The organism is Pseudofrankia saprophytica (genome assembly GCF_000235425.2).
Taxonomy (GTDB): Bacteria; Actinomycetota; Actinomycetes; order Frankiales; family Frankiaceae; genus Pseudofrankia; species Pseudofrankia saprophytica.
In genome coordinates this window covers 885,181-902,515 of the sequence record NZ_KI912267.1, presented here as the reverse complement: position 1 = coordinate 902,515, position 17,335 = coordinate 885,181, and the positions used below count along the sequence as shown (strand labels likewise).

At 72.2% G+C, this 17,335-nt stretch carries 19 protein-coding genes; 13 read left to right on the top strand and 6 right to left on the bottom strand.

Annotated elements, in window-relative coordinates; genetic code table 11:
- Positions 1 to 109 precede the first annotated feature (109 nt).
- The gene (locus FRCN3DRAFT_RS0238295; RefSeq protein WP_007510482.1) at positions 110 to 685 is read left to right on the top strand and encodes a TetR/AcrR family transcriptional regulator; all 576 of its coding nucleotides are present in this window, start codon (positions 110 to 112) and stop codon (positions 683 to 685) included.
- Entirely contained in the window at positions 682 to 1,968 is a 1,287-nt protein-coding gene (locus FRCN3DRAFT_RS0238290) for a nucleotide disphospho-sugar-binding domain-containing protein (RefSeq protein ID WP_007510484.1), read from the top strand. The genes FRCN3DRAFT_RS0238295 and FRCN3DRAFT_RS0238290 overlap by 4 nt, the downstream gene beginning before the upstream one ends.
- Positions 1,969 to 2,014: 46 nt before the next feature.
- Here the strand turns inward: FRCN3DRAFT_RS0238290 and FRCN3DRAFT_RS0238285 are convergent, their stop codons facing one another.
- Positions 2,015 to 2,677, bottom strand: a complete 663-nt coding sequence (locus FRCN3DRAFT_RS0238285; protein WP_007510486.1) for a TetR/AcrR family transcriptional regulator — start codon at positions 2,675 to 2,677, stop codon at positions 2,015 to 2,017.
- A 58-nt stretch (positions 2,678 to 2,735) separates the two neighbouring features.
- Between FRCN3DRAFT_RS0238285 and FRCN3DRAFT_RS0238280 the strand changes: the two genes are divergently transcribed.
- From FRCN3DRAFT_RS0238280 to FRCN3DRAFT_RS0238260, 5 genes are all read left to right on the top strand, one after another.
- Positions 2,736 to 3,119 (top strand): VOC family protein, encoded by a 384-nt coding sequence (locus tag FRCN3DRAFT_RS0238280; protein ID WP_007510488.1) that lies wholly within the window; start codon positions 2,736 to 2,738, stop codon positions 3,117 to 3,119.
- 54 nt (positions 3,120 to 3,173) lie between these two features.
- A complete protein-coding gene (locus tag FRCN3DRAFT_RS0238275) occupies positions 3,174 to 3,974 on the top strand; it encodes an alpha/beta fold hydrolase (RefSeq protein WP_007510490.1) in 801 nt (266 codons plus the stop codon).
- Between the two features lie 9 nt (positions 3,975 to 3,983).
- A complete protein-coding gene (locus tag FRCN3DRAFT_RS0238270; RefSeq protein ID WP_007510491.1) occupies positions 3,984 to 5,309 on the top strand; it encodes a glycosyltransferase in 1,326 nt (441 codons plus the stop codon).
- A gap of 65 nt (positions 5,310 to 5,374) precedes the next feature.
- Complete coding sequence (locus FRCN3DRAFT_RS0238265) at positions 5,375 to 5,902, top strand: NUDIX domain-containing protein (protein ID WP_035931166.1); 528 nt, start codon at positions 5,375 to 5,377, stop codon at positions 5,900 to 5,902.
- A 350-nt stretch (positions 5,903 to 6,252) separates the two neighbouring features.
- A complete protein-coding gene (locus FRCN3DRAFT_RS0238260) occupies positions 6,253 to 9,420 on the top strand; it encodes an AfsR/SARP family transcriptional regulator (protein ID WP_007510493.1) in 3,168 nt (1,055 codons plus the stop codon).
- 84 nt (positions 9,421 to 9,504) lie between these two features.
- Here FRCN3DRAFT_RS0238260 and FRCN3DRAFT_RS0238255 read toward each other — a convergent pair whose 3' ends face one another.
- From FRCN3DRAFT_RS0238255 to FRCN3DRAFT_RS0238245, 3 genes are all read right to left on the bottom strand, one after another.
- Positions 9,505 to 10,323, bottom strand: coding sequence for an ABC transporter permease (locus FRCN3DRAFT_RS0238255; protein WP_007510494.1), 819 nt, complete (start codon positions 10,321 to 10,323; stop codon positions 9,505 to 9,507).
- The gene (locus FRCN3DRAFT_RS48290; protein WP_007510495.1) at positions 10,320 to 11,345 is read right to left on the bottom strand and encodes a daunorubicin resistance protein DrrA family ABC transporter ATP-binding protein; all 1,026 of its coding nucleotides are present in this window, start codon (positions 11,343 to 11,345) and stop codon (positions 10,320 to 10,322) included. Before FRCN3DRAFT_RS48290 ends, FRCN3DRAFT_RS0238255 begins: the two co-directional genes overlap by 4 nt.
- Positions 11,346 to 11,473: 128 nt before the next feature.
- Positions 11,474 to 12,739, bottom strand: a complete 1,266-nt coding sequence (locus FRCN3DRAFT_RS0238245; protein ID WP_007510497.1) for an MFS transporter — start codon at positions 12,737 to 12,739, stop codon at positions 11,474 to 11,476.
- Between the two features lie 89 nt (positions 12,740 to 12,828).
- On the opposite strand from FRCN3DRAFT_RS0238245, the gene FRCN3DRAFT_RS0238240 reads away from it, so the two are divergent.
- From FRCN3DRAFT_RS0238240 to FRCN3DRAFT_RS48280, 6 genes are all read left to right on the top strand, one after another.
- Positions 12,829 to 13,164 carry an ArsR/SmtB family transcription factor gene (locus FRCN3DRAFT_RS0238240; RefSeq protein ID WP_007510498.1) on the top strand — a complete coding sequence of 112 codons (336 nt, stop codon included), beginning with the start codon at positions 12,829 to 12,831 and terminating at the stop codon, positions 13,162 to 13,164.
- Positions 13,165 to 13,233: 69 nt separating this feature from the next.
- Entirely contained in the window at positions 13,234 to 13,413 is a 180-nt protein-coding gene (locus FRCN3DRAFT_RS0238235) for a ribbon-helix-helix protein, CopG family (protein WP_007510499.1), read from the top strand.
- 1 nt (position 13,414) lies between these two features.
- The gene (locus tag FRCN3DRAFT_RS0238230) at positions 13,415 to 13,759 is read left to right on the top strand and encodes a VOC family protein (RefSeq protein ID WP_007510501.1); all 345 of its coding nucleotides are present in this window, start codon (positions 13,415 to 13,417) and stop codon (positions 13,757 to 13,759) included.
- Between the two features lie 38 nt (positions 13,760 to 13,797).
- Positions 13,798 to 14,655, top strand: coding sequence for a class I SAM-dependent methyltransferase (locus FRCN3DRAFT_RS0238225; protein WP_007510502.1), 858 nt, complete (start codon positions 13,798 to 13,800; stop codon positions 14,653 to 14,655).
- A gap of 75 nt (positions 14,656 to 14,730) precedes the next feature.
- Positions 14,731 to 15,135: an SRPBCC family protein gene (locus tag FRCN3DRAFT_RS48285; protein WP_007510504.1), complete on the top strand. Its 405-nt coding sequence runs from the start codon at positions 14,731 to 14,733 to the stop codon at positions 15,133 to 15,135.
- Positions 15,136 to 15,192: 57 nt separating this feature from the next.
- A complete protein-coding gene (locus tag FRCN3DRAFT_RS48280) occupies positions 15,193 to 16,443 on the top strand; it encodes an NAD(P)H-binding protein (protein WP_007510506.1) in 1,251 nt (416 codons plus the stop codon).
- Between the two features lie 22 nt (positions 16,444 to 16,465).
- On the opposite strand, the gene FRCN3DRAFT_RS0238210 is transcribed toward FRCN3DRAFT_RS48280, so the two are convergent.
- Positions 16,466 to 16,687, bottom strand: a complete 222-nt coding sequence (locus FRCN3DRAFT_RS0238210) for a DUF4287 domain-containing protein (RefSeq protein ID WP_007510508.1) — start codon at positions 16,685 to 16,687, stop codon at positions 16,466 to 16,468.
- 152 nt (positions 16,688 to 16,839) lie between these two features.
- Positions 16,840 to 17,286 carry a MarR family winged helix-turn-helix transcriptional regulator gene (locus FRCN3DRAFT_RS48275; protein ID WP_007510509.1) on the bottom strand — a complete coding sequence of 149 codons (447 nt, stop codon included), beginning with the start codon at positions 17,284 to 17,286 and terminating at the stop codon, positions 16,840 to 16,842.
- Positions 17,287 to 17,335: the final 49 nt, after the last annotated feature.

Here is a 17,335-nt window from a genome sequence, read left to right as displayed (position 1 = left end):
CGCTGGCGACCAGCACGCCGCCCCGGGCGTCGCGCTGCCGACAAAGTTTGAGCGCCACTCAATCGAAATGCTTGACTGGCACTCAAGCGAGTTGGCTGGAGGGGCGCGGATGGGGAACAGGGCGGACGCGTTGGCGGCCACCAGGGAACGGATCGCGCGAGCGGTCCTGCGGCTGCTGCTCGACAAGGCCTACGAGGACGTGCGGCTGGCGGATATCGCGAGCGCCGCGGAGGTGTCGCACCAGACCGTGCTCAACCACTACGAGTCGAAGGAAGGCGCGACGCTCGCGGCGATCGAGCTGCTGCGGACGGAGACCGAGCAACTGCGGATCTCAGTCCGCAGGGGGGACCCGAAGCACGCGGTAGAGGTCCTCGTCGAGCAGTACGAGCGGTTCGGTGACCTCAACGTCCACTGGGCCATGTCCGCTGAGCGGCTGGGACGCCTGGCCGGGCTGCTCGACGACGCCCGCGCCGCCCATCAGAGATGGCTCGAAGAAACATTCGCCGCCAGCCTTCCTGCCACGCCGGCGGCCCGTCGGCAGACGGTCAACGCCCTGCACGCGGCCACCGACGTCTACACCTGGAAGCTGCTGCGCCGCGACCTCGCCCTCAGCCGGCCGGAGACCATCCGCACGATGACCGCGCTGGTGCGCGGCGTGCTCGACAGGAAGCAGGATGACCGATGAGCAGGACCTACCTGTTCGCCCTCACCGACGGCGGCGGTGGCACCGTCGCGCCGGAGCTCGGCGTCGCGCGCCGGCTCGTGGACCGTGGCCACCGGGTCACGGTCCTCGCCGAGGACTCGATGGCACCCGCCGTCGCCGCGACCGGAGCGGCCTTCCAACGATGGCGCCACGGGCTCAACCGGCCGGACCACCTGCCGGAGCACGCGCCATACCAGGAATGGGCGCTGCGCAGCCCGACGACGCTCGTGCGGCAGATGATCGCCCACCTCGTCGTCGGCCCGGCCGCAGGCTACGCGCGTGACGTCACCGACGCGATCCGCGCGGACCGGCCGGACCTCGTGCTCACGTCGTTCTTCGCGTTCGGCGCGATGGTGGCCGCCCAGGCCGCCCAGACGCCCTTCGACGTGCTCATGCCGAACATCTATCCGCTGCCGGCCCCCGGGCTGCCGCCGTTCGGACCGGGTCTGCGGCTCGCCCGCGGTCCGCTCGGCGGTCTGCGGGACCGGGTCTTCGGCGTCATGTCCCAACGACTGTGGGACGGCGCGGCCCTGCCAGGGCTCAACGAGGTCCGCGGCGCGTACGGCCTGAGCCCGGTGGCGCACTACCAGGACCAGGTGCACCACGCCCGCCGCCAGCTGGTGCTCACCAGCGCCGAGTTCGACTTCCCGGCGGAGCTGCCGCCGTCCGTGCGCTACGTCGGGCCGGTTCTCGACGACCCGGCGTGGGCACCGGGCTCGTGGCAGCCACCACCCGGCGACGAGCCGCTCGTGCTCGTGTCGATGTCGACGACGTTCCAGGACCAGGCGGCCTGCCTGCAACGGGTCGTCGACGCGCTGGCGACGCTGCCGGTCCGCGGGCTGGTGACGACCGGCCCCGTCATCGACCCGGCCTCGATCACGGCACCCCCCTCGGTGACGGTCGTCGCGGCCGCGCCGCACGCGGCGGTCCTGCGCCAGGCGGCGCTCGTCGTCACGCACGGCGGGCACGGAACCCTCGTCAAGGCGTTCGCGGCGGGGGTGCCGGTCGTCATCCTGCCGCACGGGCGAGACCAGCCCGACAACGCCGCACGGGTGGCGCATCACGGCGCCGGAAGGTCGATCGCCCGCACGGCCTCCCCGGCGAAGATCGCCGACACCGTCCGCCGCGTCCTCGCCGACCCCGACTACCGCCTGGCCGCGACGCGCCTCGGCACGGCACTGCGTCGCGACGCCGGCAGCGGCCTCCTGCTGGCCGAGATCGACGGCCCCGACACCGCCGACCTTCGCCCGGCGGCGCGTAGGTAGTCCACGCCGAGGCCATATCGCTTTGGCCCACCCGCCCTCTCCGTCGCTAGGCTGCCCCCCCGAGCAGGGCCTGGGCGAGCAGCGTGGCCGTGGTGGTTCGCCAGCGTTCCGGTGACCAGCCGAGGGTGCCGGTGGCGACGATGTAGTTCTCGGCGCTGGTGATCAGGAAGGCGAGATCGGCGGCGTCCTCGACGGTGAGCTCGGGGCGCAGGGCCGCGCGGTCGGCGAGCAGGTCGGCGAGCGCGCGGAACGCGGTGCGGCGCTGGCGCTCGTTCACGTCCCACTGCGCCGCGAGGTCGGGATCGGTGCCCACCGTGCCGCGGACGACGGCGAGCAACGGCGCCACCCGCCCCATGATCTCGGCGCCGCCGATCGTCCAGATCTCGATCACCCGGACCGGGTCGGGCTCGGCGGTCAGCTCCTCGAGCCACGGCCGGTCCAGCAGCGCGACCGGCTCGTCGTCGCCGACGGCGGCCACGTCGAGCGCCTCCTTGAGCAGCGTCGCCTTGTTCCCGAAGTGGAAGTAGACGGTCTGCACGGCGACGCCCGCGCGCGCCGCGACCTGGTCGAGCGTCGTCGCGCCGTAGCCCTGGTCCAGGAACAGGTCCGCCGCCGCGGCGACGATCCGCCGCCTGGTCAGCCGCGTCTTCTCGGCCCGGCTCGGCTTGTCCTTCACCCGACTCGGGCTGTCCTTGACGGAGTCACTCACTCGCTAGAGAGTACTCCAGTGAGTCGCTAGAGTCAGCTCTAGTCAAATGGAGGAGCCCATGCCCGACCTCGCACCGATCCACCACGTGAAGATCCCGGTCAGCGACGTCCGCGCCAGCAGCGAGTGGTACCTGCGGGTGCTCGGGCTGAAGGTGGCGATCGAGTTCACCGAGGACGGCGAGCTGCGCGGCGTCGCGCTGGCGTCCCCGAACGGCGCCACCTCGATCGCGCTGCGGCACGACCCCGAGCGTGCCGCCGCCCTCGCCGGCTTCGACCTCGTCGCGCTCGGCGTCCCGACCCGGGACGGCGTCCACGCCTGGGCCGACCACCTGGCCGCGATCGACCAGAAGCACGGCGGCCTCGTCACCGGCCACCACGGCGGCACCGTCCTCGTCGGCCTCCACGACCCCGACGGCATCGAAATCCGTCTCTACGCCGACTGACCCCGACCCCCAGACCGAACCCAGACCGACCACAGACCGAGAAGGAGAAGCTCCATGCGATACACCGACTCCGGCGGCGACGGCCAGCCGATCGTCCTGATCCACGCGGCGGCCTTCGCCGACTGGTTCGTCCCGTTCGAGCGCGAGCCGGCCGCCGCCGGCCTGCGCCGGATCCGCGTCACCCGCACCGGGTACTCGGACCCCGCACCCGCCGAGCCGCTGTCGGTGGCCGACCACGCCGCCGAGTGCGCGGACCTGTTGCGCCGCCTCGGAATCGAGCGGGCCCGGGTGCTCGCGCACTCCTCCGGCTGCGTGGTCGCGCTGCAACTGGCGCTCGACCACCCGGAGCTGGTCGGCGAGCTCGTCCTCGTCGAGCCGCCGCTCATCGACCCGCTCCTGCCGCCGGCGGATCGGGTGCCGGTCGCCGCCGCGATCGGCCCCGCCATCGGCGCGGCGATGGGCGCCGCCGCCCAGGGTGACCTGCGCACCGCCTTCGACACCTTCCTGGCCGCGCTGTGCGGACCGGATTTCCGGTCCGTGATCGCGTCCACCCTCGGCCAGGCCGGTCTCGAACGCGCCGAACGCGACTGCGGCTACTGCTTCGCCGGCGAGGTGCCCTCGCTCGTCGGGTGGCACTTCGACGAGGAGCTGGCCCGCCGGATCGAACAACCGGTCCACCTCGTCGCCGGCGGCGAGAGCCCACTGTTCACCCACCGCCTGGTCGAGTACCTCGCCGCGATGCTCCCCGACACCCGCACCACCATCGTCCCCGGTCACAACCACCTCCTCCCCCTCACCGCCCCCGCCGCCCTCGCCGCTCTCGCCACCCCTGCCCCGCTGTTCCTCGAAAGGTGAGGCCATCAGATGGCTCGTTTTCTGTTCGCCACCGTCCCCGCCGTCGGCCATACCGCGCCCGCCCTGCCGATCGCCCGTGAGCTGGTCGCGCGCGGCCACTCGGTGCGCTGGTACACCGGTGTCGCGTCCGCGGACCGGATCGCCGCCACGGGCGCGACCTTTCACCCGATCACCAACCCGGAGCACGACTACAGCGAGCGGGGCCTCGACGGCCACTACCCGCGGCGCCGGGAACTGTCCGGCATCCGCAAACTGCGATTCGACCTGACCGAGGTGTTCGCGGCTCCGGTGGCCGGTCAGGTGCGGGACCTGATGGCGCTGCTGGACGAGGAGCCGGCCGACGTCCTGGTGGGGGACACCGCCTTCATCGGCGGCACCCTCGTCCAGGACCTTGGCGGGCCACCGCTCGCCGGCTTCGGAATCAGCGTCCTGGCATTCCCGAGCCGGGATCTGGCGCCGTTCGGATTCGGCCTGCGGCCCGTGGGCGGTCCCGTCGGCCGGGTCCGTAACCGGGCCATGGACGCCGCCATGCGGAACCTGTTGTTCCGCCCCATGACCACCGAGGTCAACAAGGCCCGGCAGATCTTCGGCCTGCGGCCGACCCGGGACTCCGTGTTCGACTTCCCGCGCGCGACCAGGCTGTACCTGCAGTTCAGTCCACCCGGCTTCGAATATCCCGTGCCGGACATTCCGGGCCAGGTGCGGTTCGTCGGCCCGCCGCGCCCGCGGCCAGACCTCACCTGGCGGCCACCGTCCTGGTGGGACGACCTGGCGGGCGGCCGGCGGGTGGTGCTGGTCAACCAGGGCACGGTCGCCACCGACCTCGACCAGCTGATCCGCCCGGCGATCTCCGCCCTCGCGGGGGAGGAGGACCTGCTCGTCGTCGCCGTCACCGGTGGTCCCGACCCGGCAGTGCTGGGGCCGCTGCCGGCGAACACCAGGGTCGAGCGGTTCATCCCCTTCGACAACCTGATGCCGCACGTCGACGTGTTCGTGACCAACGGCGGGTACGGCGGGGTCCAGCTCGCCCTCGCCCACGGCGTCCCGATCGTCGGCGCCGGCAAGACCGAGGACAAGATCGAGGTCAACGCCCGGGTCGCCTACTCCGGAGTCGGCGTGGACCTGCGCACCCAGACACCTGGTGCCGAGCGGGTTCGCGCCGCCGTCCGGCAGGTGCTCGGGGATCCCGCCTTCACCACCACCGCCCGCCGGCTGCGGGCTGAGATCGAGGCCTGCGGCCGGGAGCAGCGCGCGGCCGAGCTCCTGGAGTACCTGGCCGCCCATGGCGTGCCGGAGCCCCGACGGGCTTCCACCGCGCCCCTGGCCCGGCTCTAGCTCTAGGTGTTCCGACCATGAGGTCGGTCGCCGCGCTGGGCGCTGACCGATTATGGTCCAGGCTCATGCAGAACTCGTTCTGTTCGTACTGCGGTACGAGGTATGGGCCCGACGCGACGTGGCCACGGGTGTGCGCCGCCTGCGGTGAGACGACGTACCGCAATCCGACTCCGGTCGCGGTGGCGCTGCTGCCCGTCGTCATGCCCGCGGGCGAGCGCGGCCTGGTGGTGGTACGCCGCGACATCGACCCCGGCCGCGGTGAGCTGGGGCTGCCCGGCGGCTTCATGGACGTCGGCGAGGTCTGGCGGGAGGCGACGGTCCGGGAGCTGCGCGAGGAGACGGGCATCCTCGCGGACCCGGCCGACGTCCGCCTGTTCGACGTGCACAGCGGCCGGGACGGCGGGGTTCTGCTGGTGTTCGGCCTGCTGCCCGAGCGGCCGTGGGCCGAGCTGCCGCCGGTGGTGGCCACGGACGAGACGACGGAGTGGCTGGTGCTCACCGAGCCGCGGCCGCTGGTGTTCCCGACGCACACCGACGCGATGGCCGCCTACTTCGCCCGTCTCGTGGAGCCGGTGCCGGCCCCGGGTCTCTGACCGGCTGTGGTCCGCCGCGGTCCTATCCTCGAATCGAGTCAGAAGAGCCCGTCTATGGGCTCGCTGGCGTGACACACCTCGGCCCAGGCTTGGTGATGTGCGTCGGCTCAGTGAGTCCATAGACTCAATGGCGCGACACGGTTCGGAGTTTGCCGCGACGCAGCCTGCGCGCTGACCTAAGTCGGCCCTAGGGGATCGCACCGGGCGCCTAGGTTTCGACCGCCAGCGGCTGGCTCAGCCGCATCCGAATGCTCGCTCTCCGTGTTTGCCTCTGCGGGCGTGGCCCTCGGCGCCCGTCGGGCCGCCACATGGCCGGCTCCGGGCCGGTCCGCCGTCCCTAGACTGAGTGGGTGCCGATCGTCCTGACCGTTCTCGACCGGGTGCGTTGGCGCGGCCGGCCGGTGGTCGGTGAGCGGCCGCAGGCGTTACTGGCCGCCCTGGTCGTCGGCGGTGGGCAGACGGTACCGAGTGACCGGCTCGCGGAGGCGGTCTGGGGCGAGAACGGCCCGGGGAACGCGGGCAAGGCGTTGCAGGTCCTGATCTCCAGGACGCGGGCCCAGTGTGGCCCGGACGCCGTCGTCCGCGACGGTGAGGGCTACCGGCTCGGCGTCGCCATCGACGAGGTGGACGCGTTACAGCTGCGGGACCTCGCCCTGCGTGCGCGTCGCCTGCTCGCGGCCGGGGACGTGCTCGAGGTCCGCGCCGTGGCGACGGAGGCGCTGGCGCTCGCCGAGGCGCTGGCGGCGCCGCAGGACGACGACCATCCGCTGGCCGAGCTGCGCCGCGGGGCCGCCGTGCATCGCGCCGAGCTCGCCGGGCTGCTGGGCCGCGCGCTGTGCGTGACCGGCGACCACACCGCCGCGCTGCCGCGGCTGGTGGAGGCGTTCGACCGGGATGGCTCGGACGAGGCGATACTGATCTGCCTGCTGCGCAGCGAGGCGGCGGTCCGGGGCACGGCCGCGGCCCTCGACCGGTACGAGCGGTACCGGGCCGACCTGCGCGACCGGCTCGGCGTCAGCCCCGGCACCGACCTCGAACGGGTGCACCAGGAGCTGCTGCGCCTCGACGAGCCACCGGTACGCGCCGGACTGCAGTTCGACGCGAGCCCCCTGCTCGGGCGCATGGACGACATCCGTGCGCTGACCGAGCTGGTCAACACGTCCCGGGTCGTCTCGATCGTCGGCCCGGGCGGACTGGGCAAGACCCGGCTCGCGCACGTCCTCGGCCGGTCCGTCGACTGGCCGATCGTGCATTTCGTCGGACTGGTCGGCGTCACGTCGCCGCAGGACGTCGTCGGCGAGGTCGGGTCGGCGCTGGGGGTGCGCGACTCGGTGCACGGCCGGCGGACGCTGACCCCGCAGCAGCTCGCCGACGTGCGCGGGCGGATCGCCCAGCATCTCGGCTCGGCGCCGAGCCTGCTGATCCTCGACAACTGCGAGCATGTCGTCGACGCCGTCGCCGACCTGGTCGCGTTCCTCATCGCCACGACCGGCGACCTGCGGGTGGTGACGACGTCGCGGTCGCCGCTGGCGATCAGCGCGGAACGGGTCTACCCGCTCGGCGCGCTCGGCCCGACGGCGTCGGTCGAGCTGTTCCGGGCACGGGCCGTCGCGGCCCGCCCCGACGCGCAGCTTCCCGCCGACGCCGTGACCGACATCGTGACCCGGCTGGACGGCCTCCCGCTGGCGATCGAGCTCGCCGCCGCGAAGACGCGGATGATGTCCGTCGACGAGATCCGCCGACGGCTGGCGGACCGGTTCGCGCTGTTGCGCGGCGGGGTCAGAAACGCCCCGGACCGGCACCAGACCCTGCTCGCCGTCATCGACTGGTCATGGAACCTGCTGGCCGAGCGGGAGCGCCGCGCTCTGCGCTGGCTGTCGGTCTTCCAGGACGGGGTGACGCTGGCCACGGCCGAGGACGTGCTCGGCGCGGACGCCTTCGGCGCGGTGCAGGTGCTGGTCGACCATTCGCTGCTGACCGTCGCCGAGACGAGCGCCGGCGTGCGGTACCGGATGCTGGAGACGGTGCGCGAGTTCGGCCGGATGCGGCTCGCGCAGGCCGGCGAGGAGGAACGGGCGCTGGCGGCCCGGCGGGCCTGGGCGATCCGTCACGCCGACGCCGCGGCGGGGCTGCTGTTCGGGCCGGACCAGTTCGCCGGCATCGACGCGCTCGCCGAGGAGGAGGCGAACCTCGCGGACGTCCTGCGCCACGCGCTCGCGCACGCCGACCGGGAGGTCGTCGTCGAGGTGCTGCGCGGTCTGGGCGGGCTGTGGTCGCTGCGCGGCGACCACACCAGAGTGGCCACGCTGGCCGGCACGGTCGCGGAGACGATGGCCGGCTGGCAGCCGCCGGACGAGCTGGCCGACACGACCCGGGCGGCCATGGTGATCGTGTTGCAGAACGCGATGATCGGAACGCCGGGGGACCGGGCCAGACCGGTCCGCGACCTGCTCGTCCAACTCGGGACGGACGACCGCGGTGACCCGCGGATCAACGCCATGATGACGGTGCTGCTCGCGTTCGACCCGGACCAGCCCGACGCGGAGCCCTGCCTGGATGAGCGGCTGGACGAGCTGGTCGCCTCGGCGGATCCGGGCGTCGCGGTCGCCGCCCTGCAGTGGCGCAGCTACCTGCTGGAGAACGCCGGCGACCCGGCCGCCGCGATCGACGCGGCCGAGCGGGCGCTCGCACTGGTGCAGGGGACGGCTGAGGGCCCGTGGGCCGTCGCGATGCTGCACGCGCACCTCGCCGGCCTGCACATGCAGTTGGGGCGTCCGGCCGTCGCCCGCCCGCACGCGCGGGCCGCGCTGCCTGTGCTCGAACGGCTCGGCGCCCTCGACGACCTGATCCAGCTGCGCTCGGTGCTCGGGCTGTGCGCGGTCGCCGCCGGCCGCCTTGACGAGGCTGATGAGCAGGTCCACGTGGTGGACCGACTGCTGGAGTCGGACAACGTCCTCGGTGGCCTGCTGGCCCTCGGGACGGTCGCGGGGGAGATCGCGCTCGCGCGGGGCGACGTGGTCGCCGGGCTGGCGGCGTTCCGGCGGGCCTCCGCGCGCATGCGCGCCTTCGTCTTTCCGGGTCAGGAGCGGACCGGCGTGGAGCCCTGGCTGATGTTCGCCGACGCCAGCCTGCTGACCGCGCTCGCGTATCACGGCACCGGCGAGGAGGTCGCCGAGGGGGCGGAGGTGTTCCGCGCGTGCCTGGCCCGGACGGAACGCGTCCTGGGCCTGGTCGACCCCTACCTCGACTACCCGGTGTGCGGCATGGCGCTGTTCGCCCTGGGGGTGTGGGGTCTGCTGCGGTCGGCGACGCCACCGGCCGAGGCGGTCCGGCTGCTGGTGCTGGCCGAGCGGTTCGCCTACAGCCGGACCATTCCGACGATGTCCTGGGAGAAGATCGCGTCCTGCGCCGAGGAGCGCGCGCCGGGCCGGATCGCCGAGCTGCGGGCCGAGTACGGCGCCCGGCGCGGGCCAGACCTGACCGACGAGGCACGTCGCCTCGTCGGTCAGGTCGGCTGAGCCCGGCACCATCGCCTCCCGTGACTCGGGCGGAGGCGGCCGCCGGGTTCGCGAAGGCAGAGCATCTTCGCGCACCCTTGGCCCTTAGAGGTGCCGCTTGTAGAGCTTGACGGACAGCGGCGCGAACACCGCGATGACGATCACACAGGCGACCAGCGTCCAGCCCGCCTCGACGGACACGTGCGCGTGGTTGGCCAGGTCCCGGTCGGCGGAGACCAGGTGGGAGACCGGGTTGACCTTGACGAACGCGGCCAGCCAGCCGGGCAGCGTGTCGACGGGCACGAACGCGTTCGACAGGAACGTCAGCGGGAACATGATCATCATGGAGATGCCCTGGACGCTCTGGGCGCTGCGCGCGACGGTGCCGAGGCAGGTGAACACCCAGGCCAGCGACCAGCCGGTGAAGACCGCGAGCAGGATCGCCCCGATCACGCCGAGCACGCCGCCGCCGGGCCGGTAGCCGAGCGCGAGGCCCATGCCGAAGGTGATCGTCGCCGCGATCGTGTAGCGGAGCAGGTCGGCGACCATCGGCCCCGCCAGCGGCGCGATCCGGGCCATCGGCAGCGACCGGAACCGGTCGAAGACGCCTTTGTCGATGTCCTCGCGCAGCTGGGTGCCGGTGGCCATGCTGGTCGTCAGGACCGTCTGCGCGAGGATGCCGGGGATCATCAGCGGCAGGTAGCTCTTCACGCTGCCGGAGATCGCCCCGCCGAAGATGTAGGCGAACATCGCCGTGAACAGGATTGGCTGCAGGGTCACGTCGAAGAACTGCTCCGGGTTGCGCCGCATCTTCTTGGTGGCGCGCCAGGCCATGGTCATGATCTGGCGGAGCGTGTCCGCCGGGCTGGGCCGGCTCTGGGCGCGGGCGACCGCCGCGCGGGAGTCGATGGTGATCGTGGTCATCGGGCCACCTCCTGGGGGGTCTCCTTGTGTATGGGGCCGGGCACGGTCGCGTCCGCCTGCGTCTGCTCGCTCTTGTTGTCGTCCTCGCCGGTGTCGTGGCCGGTGAGAGCGAGGAACACCTCGTCGAGCGTCGGCTTGTCGACGCCGACCGAGGCGATGTGGACGCCGGCCTGGCGCAGCCCGATCAGCACGTCGGCCACCCGGTCGGCCGTCTCGAGCGCGACGTTGAGCTGGCCGGACTCCGGGGTGAGCACCGGCTCCTCGCCGAGCTGGCGGCGCACCACGTCCGCGGCCAGGGAGAAGTCCGCGCCGGGGGCCAGCCGCAGCTGCAGCGTCAGGTTGCCCACGGAGGTCTTCAGCTCGTCGGGCGTGCCCTCGGCCACCTTGCGGCCGCGGTCGATCACCGCGATCCGGCCGGCGAGCTGGTCGGCCTCGTCGAGGTACTGCGTGGTCAGCAGGACGGTGCACCCGCCGGCGACCAGGTCGCGGATGGTCTCCCACATCTGCCCGCGCGTCCTGGGGTCGAGTCCGGTGGTCGGCTCGTCGAGGAAGATCAGCGGGGGGCGGGTGATCAGGCTCGCGGCCAGGTCGAGCCGGCGCCGCATCCCGCCGGAGAACTGGGCGATCCGCTTGTCCGCGGCGTCCGTGAGGCCGAACTGCTCGAGCAGCTGGGCCGCGGTGTCGCGAGACCTCCGGGAGCTCAGGCCCTGGAGGCGCCCGAACATCCAGAGGTTCTCGGTGGCGGTGAGGTTCTCGTCGACGGAGGCGTACTGGCCGGTGACACCGATCAGCTGCCGGACCCGGTGCGGCTCGCGGCGGACGTCGACGCCGAAGATGGCCGCGTCGCCCTCGTCGATCTTGAGTAGCGTGGCCAGCATCTTCAGCATGGTCGTCTTGCCTGCGCCGTTGGGGCCGAGCACCCCGAAGATCTCACCTTCACCAATATCGAGGTCGATGCCGTCGACGGCTCGGACGTCGCCGAATGCCTTGACCAGGCCATGCGCGGTGACCGCGGCTGTCATGGAGATGCTCCTTCCGGACCGTGCTCTGATGGCCGGCCCTTGGGAACGACTCTGTGGGCGACCGGTTTCACCGTGACCTCAGCACGGTTTCACGGCCGCCGGCCCGGCTTCACGGAAGCCTGGTCGGTTCATGGAAGCTTCGCCGGCGGCGCGGTTACGGCCGGTCCGGCCAGCTCCGCGCCGGGGTTTCCGGGGTTTTGGACAGCCCGCACCCGCCGCTCCGGGGCCGTGACGGCTATGAGCAGGAATGCCGCCGCGGCGAGGAGCGCGGCCGCGGCCGGTAGCGCCGAGGCGCCCGCCAGGTCGAGGGTCACGCCACCGATGGCCGCGCCGAGCGCGGCTCCGAGGTAGATCGCGGACCCGTTGAGCCCGAGGGCGACGGTGGCGACGTCCGGGGCGACGACGAACAGCCGGTGCTGCTGCGGCGTGATGGTCAGCCCGCCGAAGGCCCCGATGGCGAAGATGAGAACCAGTGCCGGCACGTACCAGGAATGCGCCGGCGTCAGCGCACCGTCCAGCACGGCGACCCCACCGACGCCGACCAGCAGCACCGGCAGCGCGCCGCGACCGTCGACCAGGCCTCCCACCAGCCGGTTGCCGAGCACGGCCCCCAGCCCGGACGCCAGCAGGACCGCCACCAGCCGGCCGCCCGTGCCGGACCCGCCGAGCACCGCGGGAAGATAGGAGAGCAGCACGAACGCCGGCGCGACGACGGCGACCGTCGCGGCCAGGACCGCGAGCACCGCCGGCCGGGTCAGCACGCCCAGTCGCGTGCGCATCGACGTCGGCGGGACGTGCGCCCTGGGCAGCCTCGGCACGGCGACCGCGGTGAGTGCCGCGAGTGCCGCGATGGTCCAGAGCACCACCCGCCATCCCCACCATTGCCCGATCAGTACGCCGAACGGGACTCCCAGCACCGTCGACAGCGAGGTGCCCGCGGTGACGGCGGCCAGCGCGCGGCCACGCCGCTGCGCACTGACCAGCAGGCCGGCCATGACGTAGGCGTTGGACTGGAACGCGGCGGCGCCGACGGCCGCGACGACCCGACCAGCGGCCATGACGGCGAACGAGGTGGCCAGCGCCTGGCCGGCCATGCCGAGCAGGAACAGCGCCAGCCCGCCTCCGAGCAGGACACGCCGGTCCCAGCGGCCGGTGAGGGTCGCGATGACCGGCGACCCGAGCGCGTAGGTGATCGAGAAGATCGTGGTGAGCTGGCCGGCCGTGGACACGCTCACGGACAGGTCGGTGGCGATCCCGGGGAGCAGGCCGCTGAGCACGAACCCGTCGACGCCCAGGACGAAGGTGCCGGCCGCCAGCACGCCGAGCTGCCAGCCGCGCAGCCCGCCGTCGGCGGGGGCGGCGGCACGTTCATTCGATGCTTGTCGAATCGTCACAGTGTGAGGCTAGGGGTAACGTTCGATGGATGTCAAAGTGTTTGGGTCGGCGCATCGGCCGACCGAGCGGCTGACCGGGGCGGCCCACCGTGCCTCGACAGCTTCCGCAGCCAAGCCGTGACTCGCTCGACCTGATCACGATCCTGGCGGCGCTGGCCGACCCGGTCCGGCTCACGCTGATGCGGGCGATGTACGCGCGACCGGGCGCGGACGACTGTGCCGCCGTCGCCGACGGGATCGAGGTCGGCGCGCCGACGATCTCCCACCACTACCGGGTGCTGCGCGAGGCGGGCCTCACCACGACCACCGTGGAGGGGCGCCGCCGGGTCGTCACGATCCGCCATCAGGATCTCGAGGCGCGTTTCCCGGGCCTGCTCGCCGCCGTCCTGGCCCCGGAGCTGGACGACCAGCCCGCTCGCGTCTGAGGCCGCCGACCGGCCGTTGCCTCGCCGCGACGTCGACTACCTAGGTTGCTAGCATGCTAGTATCGACCTGTGGGCGATGAGGACGTCAAGCAGTTCAACGTGTACCTGCCGATCGGGCTGATCAAGCAGGTCAAGCACCATGCCATCGAATCGGGCCTGTCCCTGTCGGCACTGGTCGCCGAAGCGTTGCGTGCCTACCTCGACGACGCCCAGAGGTCACGACAGCAATCGTCTGGAACGGAGACCTGACATGACGACCGAAGGTATTGAGGCCGTGTTCCTGGAGACCCATAACTGGGGCAAGGCGGCGAAATTCTTCCAAGCCCTGGGATTCGAGCTCGAGTTCTCGACCGACCACAACTCCGGCCAGCTCCGTAACGGCGACGGCCCCTCTGTGTTCATCGCGGAGATCCCCGAGAACCGGGAGCCCCAGATGCAGGTCGTGCTGAAGGTGCCCGACGCGGAGACATTCCGGCCCGACCCCGTCGTCGAGGTGGTCACTCCGTTCGAGGAGACCCATTTCGGGACCACCATGATGACCGTCCGGGATCCCGACGGGCGGCTCTGGAGCCTTCAGGCCCCTGTCAGGAACTGACCCGCGAGGAGACGTCGGAAGAGAGGAGGGACGTCGTCATGGCGGACACTCAGGCCGAGGAGCCGGACAGCACCGCGGTGCGGACGGCGCTCTGGCGGGCGATGCACGTCCAGGTCGACGCGCCGCCGCATGTGCTCGCAGACGAGGTCGGCCTGCGACTGGTGGCTCCCGGTGACGACTGGCGTGCCCGCCCGGACATGGACCAGCGGGCCACCAGCGGCTTCCGGGCGTCCATGGTGGCTCGTGCCCGGTTCATCGAGGACCTGCTCGCCGAGCGGGCCCGCCACGGTGTCTCCCAGTACGTCATCCTGGGGGCCGGACTGGACACCTTCGCCCAGCGCGAGCCCACGGCCGCCGATCGGCTGACGGTGTTCGAGGTGGACCGGCCCGGTCCTCAGGCCTGGAAACGCCGGCGCCTGATCGAGCTCGGCTACGGCATCCCCGACTGGCTGCGGCTGGTGCCGGTCGACTTCGAGGTGGACGGGGACTGGTTGAGGCAGTTGTCGGTCGCCGGCTTCGATCCCGGCCAGCCGGCGGTCGTCGTCTCCACCGGCGTCACCATGTACCTCACCAGGCAGGCCACCGCGGCGACCCTGCGCCAGATCGCCACGCTCGCCCCCGGATCGACGTTCGCGATGACGTTCCTGCTGCCGATCGACCTGGTCGACGAGGCCGATCGCGCCGGGCTGGAGGCCTCGAAGAAGGGCGCGCAAGGGTCAGGAACACCGTTCGTGAGCTTCTACGCCCCAGCCGAGATGCTGGCGCTGGGGCGCAAGGCCGGTTTCAGGGACGTGCGGCACGTGGCGGGAACGCTGCTCGGCACGCGTTACTTCGCCGACCGGGCCGACGGCCTGCGCCCATCGAGCGGCGAGGACCTGCTGGTGGCCAGCACCTGACCCCGGCCGCGGGCCGCGCGGGCGGCGCCGGTGGGATGATGTTGGCACATCACGCAGGGGAGGGATCTGAACACCGTGGCCAGCATCGAGGAGTCAGTCGAGGTGTCCGCCTCCCCGGACGAGGCATGGGAATGGATCGCGACCGGCCCCGGGCTGTCGGCCTGGTTCGTGTCGGCGACCGTCGAGCCCGGAGCGGCGGGATCGGTGACTCTTACGTTCGCCCCGGGTGCCGCCGGCACGATGCCGATCGTGGAGTGGTCGCCGCCGTCGCGGTTCCGCTTCGGCGCGGCGCCGGGCCAGGAGGGCCGGGCTCACGACTTCACCGTCAGCGCGACGGCCGGTGGCAGCCGGGTAAGGCTCCTGGACGATGGCGTCGCACCCGAGCAGGCGGAGCAGACCGCGCTCGGCTGGCGTGGGCTGCTGTCGCGCCTGGCGGCCGTCGTCGACGCGAGCACGGGGCCGGCCGGCCGCCGGCCGTGACCTCGCGCCACCGTCGGCGCTTGACTTGAAGTTTGGTTGAGGTTCGAGCCTGGTGGCATGACGGACTCCAACAAGATCCTCGTCGTCGGCGCCACGGGAAACATCGGCCACCACGTCGTGGCCGGACTCCATGCCCGCGGTGCCGCCGTCGCGGCGATGTCCCGCTCTCCGGCCGCGGGCCGTTTTCCGGCCGGCGTCGAGACCGTCGTCGGTGACCTGACGGCTCCGGACACCTTCGAACACGCGCTCGCCGGTGTGGACGCGGTGTTTCTGCCGTGGCCGTTCCTGACAGCCGACGGTGCGCCCGCGGTCGTCGAGGCCATCGCCCGCCACGCCCGCCGCGTCGTCTACGTCTCGGCGATCAACGTGCGCGACGACCGCGCACCGGCGGCGAACGGGGTCTGGGGCCAGATCGAGGCCGCCATCCGGCGCACCGACCTCGACTGGACGTTCCTGCGGGCCAGCGGGCTGGCCACCAACACCCTCGCCTGGGCCGGGGCCGTCAGGGGCGGCGAGCCCGTCCGCGTCCCGTACCCGCGCGCGGCGAGGTCACTGATCCACGAGAAGGACATCGCCGAGGTGGCGCTGCGGGCGCTGACGGAGGAAGGGCACGCGAGGGCCGTGTATCTGCTCACCGGCCCCGCCGCCATCACTCAGGCCGAGCAGGTGCGCGTTCTCGGCGTGGTCGCCGGCCAGCCGGCGCGGGTCGAGGAGATCGCGCCCGCCGAGGCGCGTGCCTCGATGCTGACCTGGGCCGACGCGGACTTCGCGGACACCGCGCTGAGCTACTGGGCCTCGCTGGTCGACACCCCGGAACCGGTGACCAGGACGGTCGAGGAGCTCACCGGGGCGCCGGCCCGCACCTTCGAACAGTGGGCCGGCGACCACGCCGGCGACCTGCGGCCGACCTCCGTGCCCGATATCGCCGAGCGCTACGTGTCGGCGTTCCGGCAGGGACGGATGGATGTGGCCCTGGGACTGATGTCCCCCGGCGTGGTGCGGGTGGCGCCGATGGAGACCGGTGGTGAGCGCCGGGAATTGCGCGGGCTCACCGAGATCATGGCGAACAGCGAGCGGCTCAACCAGAACCTGCGAATCCATGGCGTCGAGGTCGACGGGCCGTTCCTCGACGGCGACAGGTTCGCCGTCCGCTTCTCCTTCGACGAGACCCACACACCGACCGGACGCCGGAGCACCGCGATGAAGATGTGCCTCTACACCGTCGCCGACGGCGGGATCACCCGGGAAGAGGTGTTCTACTTCGACCCGCCGGCCGGGGGTGGCGCTGGGGCGGAGACGGTTGCGTGACCGGGTGACGCCCGGACGGGTGTCAGGCCCGTTCCGCGAGGGTGTCGGCGACGAGGGCGTTGGCGTGTCCGTGGCCGAGGCCGTACTCCGCCTTGAGCCAGTTGACCAGCTCCATGTGCCGGGTGCGGTCGCTGGCTCGAATGATCGTCTTCCACTCGGCGATGGGCCGGCCGTACTTCTTCTCGATCGACGGGAAGTAGGACGCCGGTCCCTTGACCTTGCTGGCGGTGGTTTCGCTGGCCATCGTGCGGCTCCCGCTCTTGTCTAGGTGCCCGCCGGCGCTACGCCGGCAAGCTCACCTACTCAGACCGGGTGACCCATCCAGACTCATCGGTCTCATCGGCCGGCGCATTGGCGCATCGGCACTGTGGCGCATCGGCACCGCGGCGTCGAGCTCTACCGAGGGTGCTTCAGCGAGTTCGCGATCTCCGTCAGCTCCCGGATGAGCCGCTGCGCGGTGGCCACGTCGATGCCGTACAGCGGGAAGACGCGCTCGGGTATGCCGGCGGCCTTCGCGCGCATCGCCCGTCCCGGCTCGGTCAGGGAGATGAGGACCCGGCGTTCGTCGGCCGGGTCGCGGGCCCGGTCGGCCAAGCCGAGATCTTCCAGCCGTTTGAGCAGCGGGGTGAGGGTGCCGCTGTCGAGGTGCAGCCGCGTCCCTATGTCACCGACCGTGAGTGGTTCGGGCGCTTCCCAGAGCACGAGCATGGTCAGGTACTGGGGGTAGGTGAGCCCGAGTTCGGCGAGGAGCGGGCCGTAGGCGCGGATCGAGGCCCGGCTGGCGCTGTACAGCGCGAAGCAGAGTTGGTTCGTGAGTTCCAGCTGGGGCAGGCGATCCGCCATGGTCAGACGGTAGCAGGCTCCTCTTGCGCCGTCAGATAGCACGCAATAG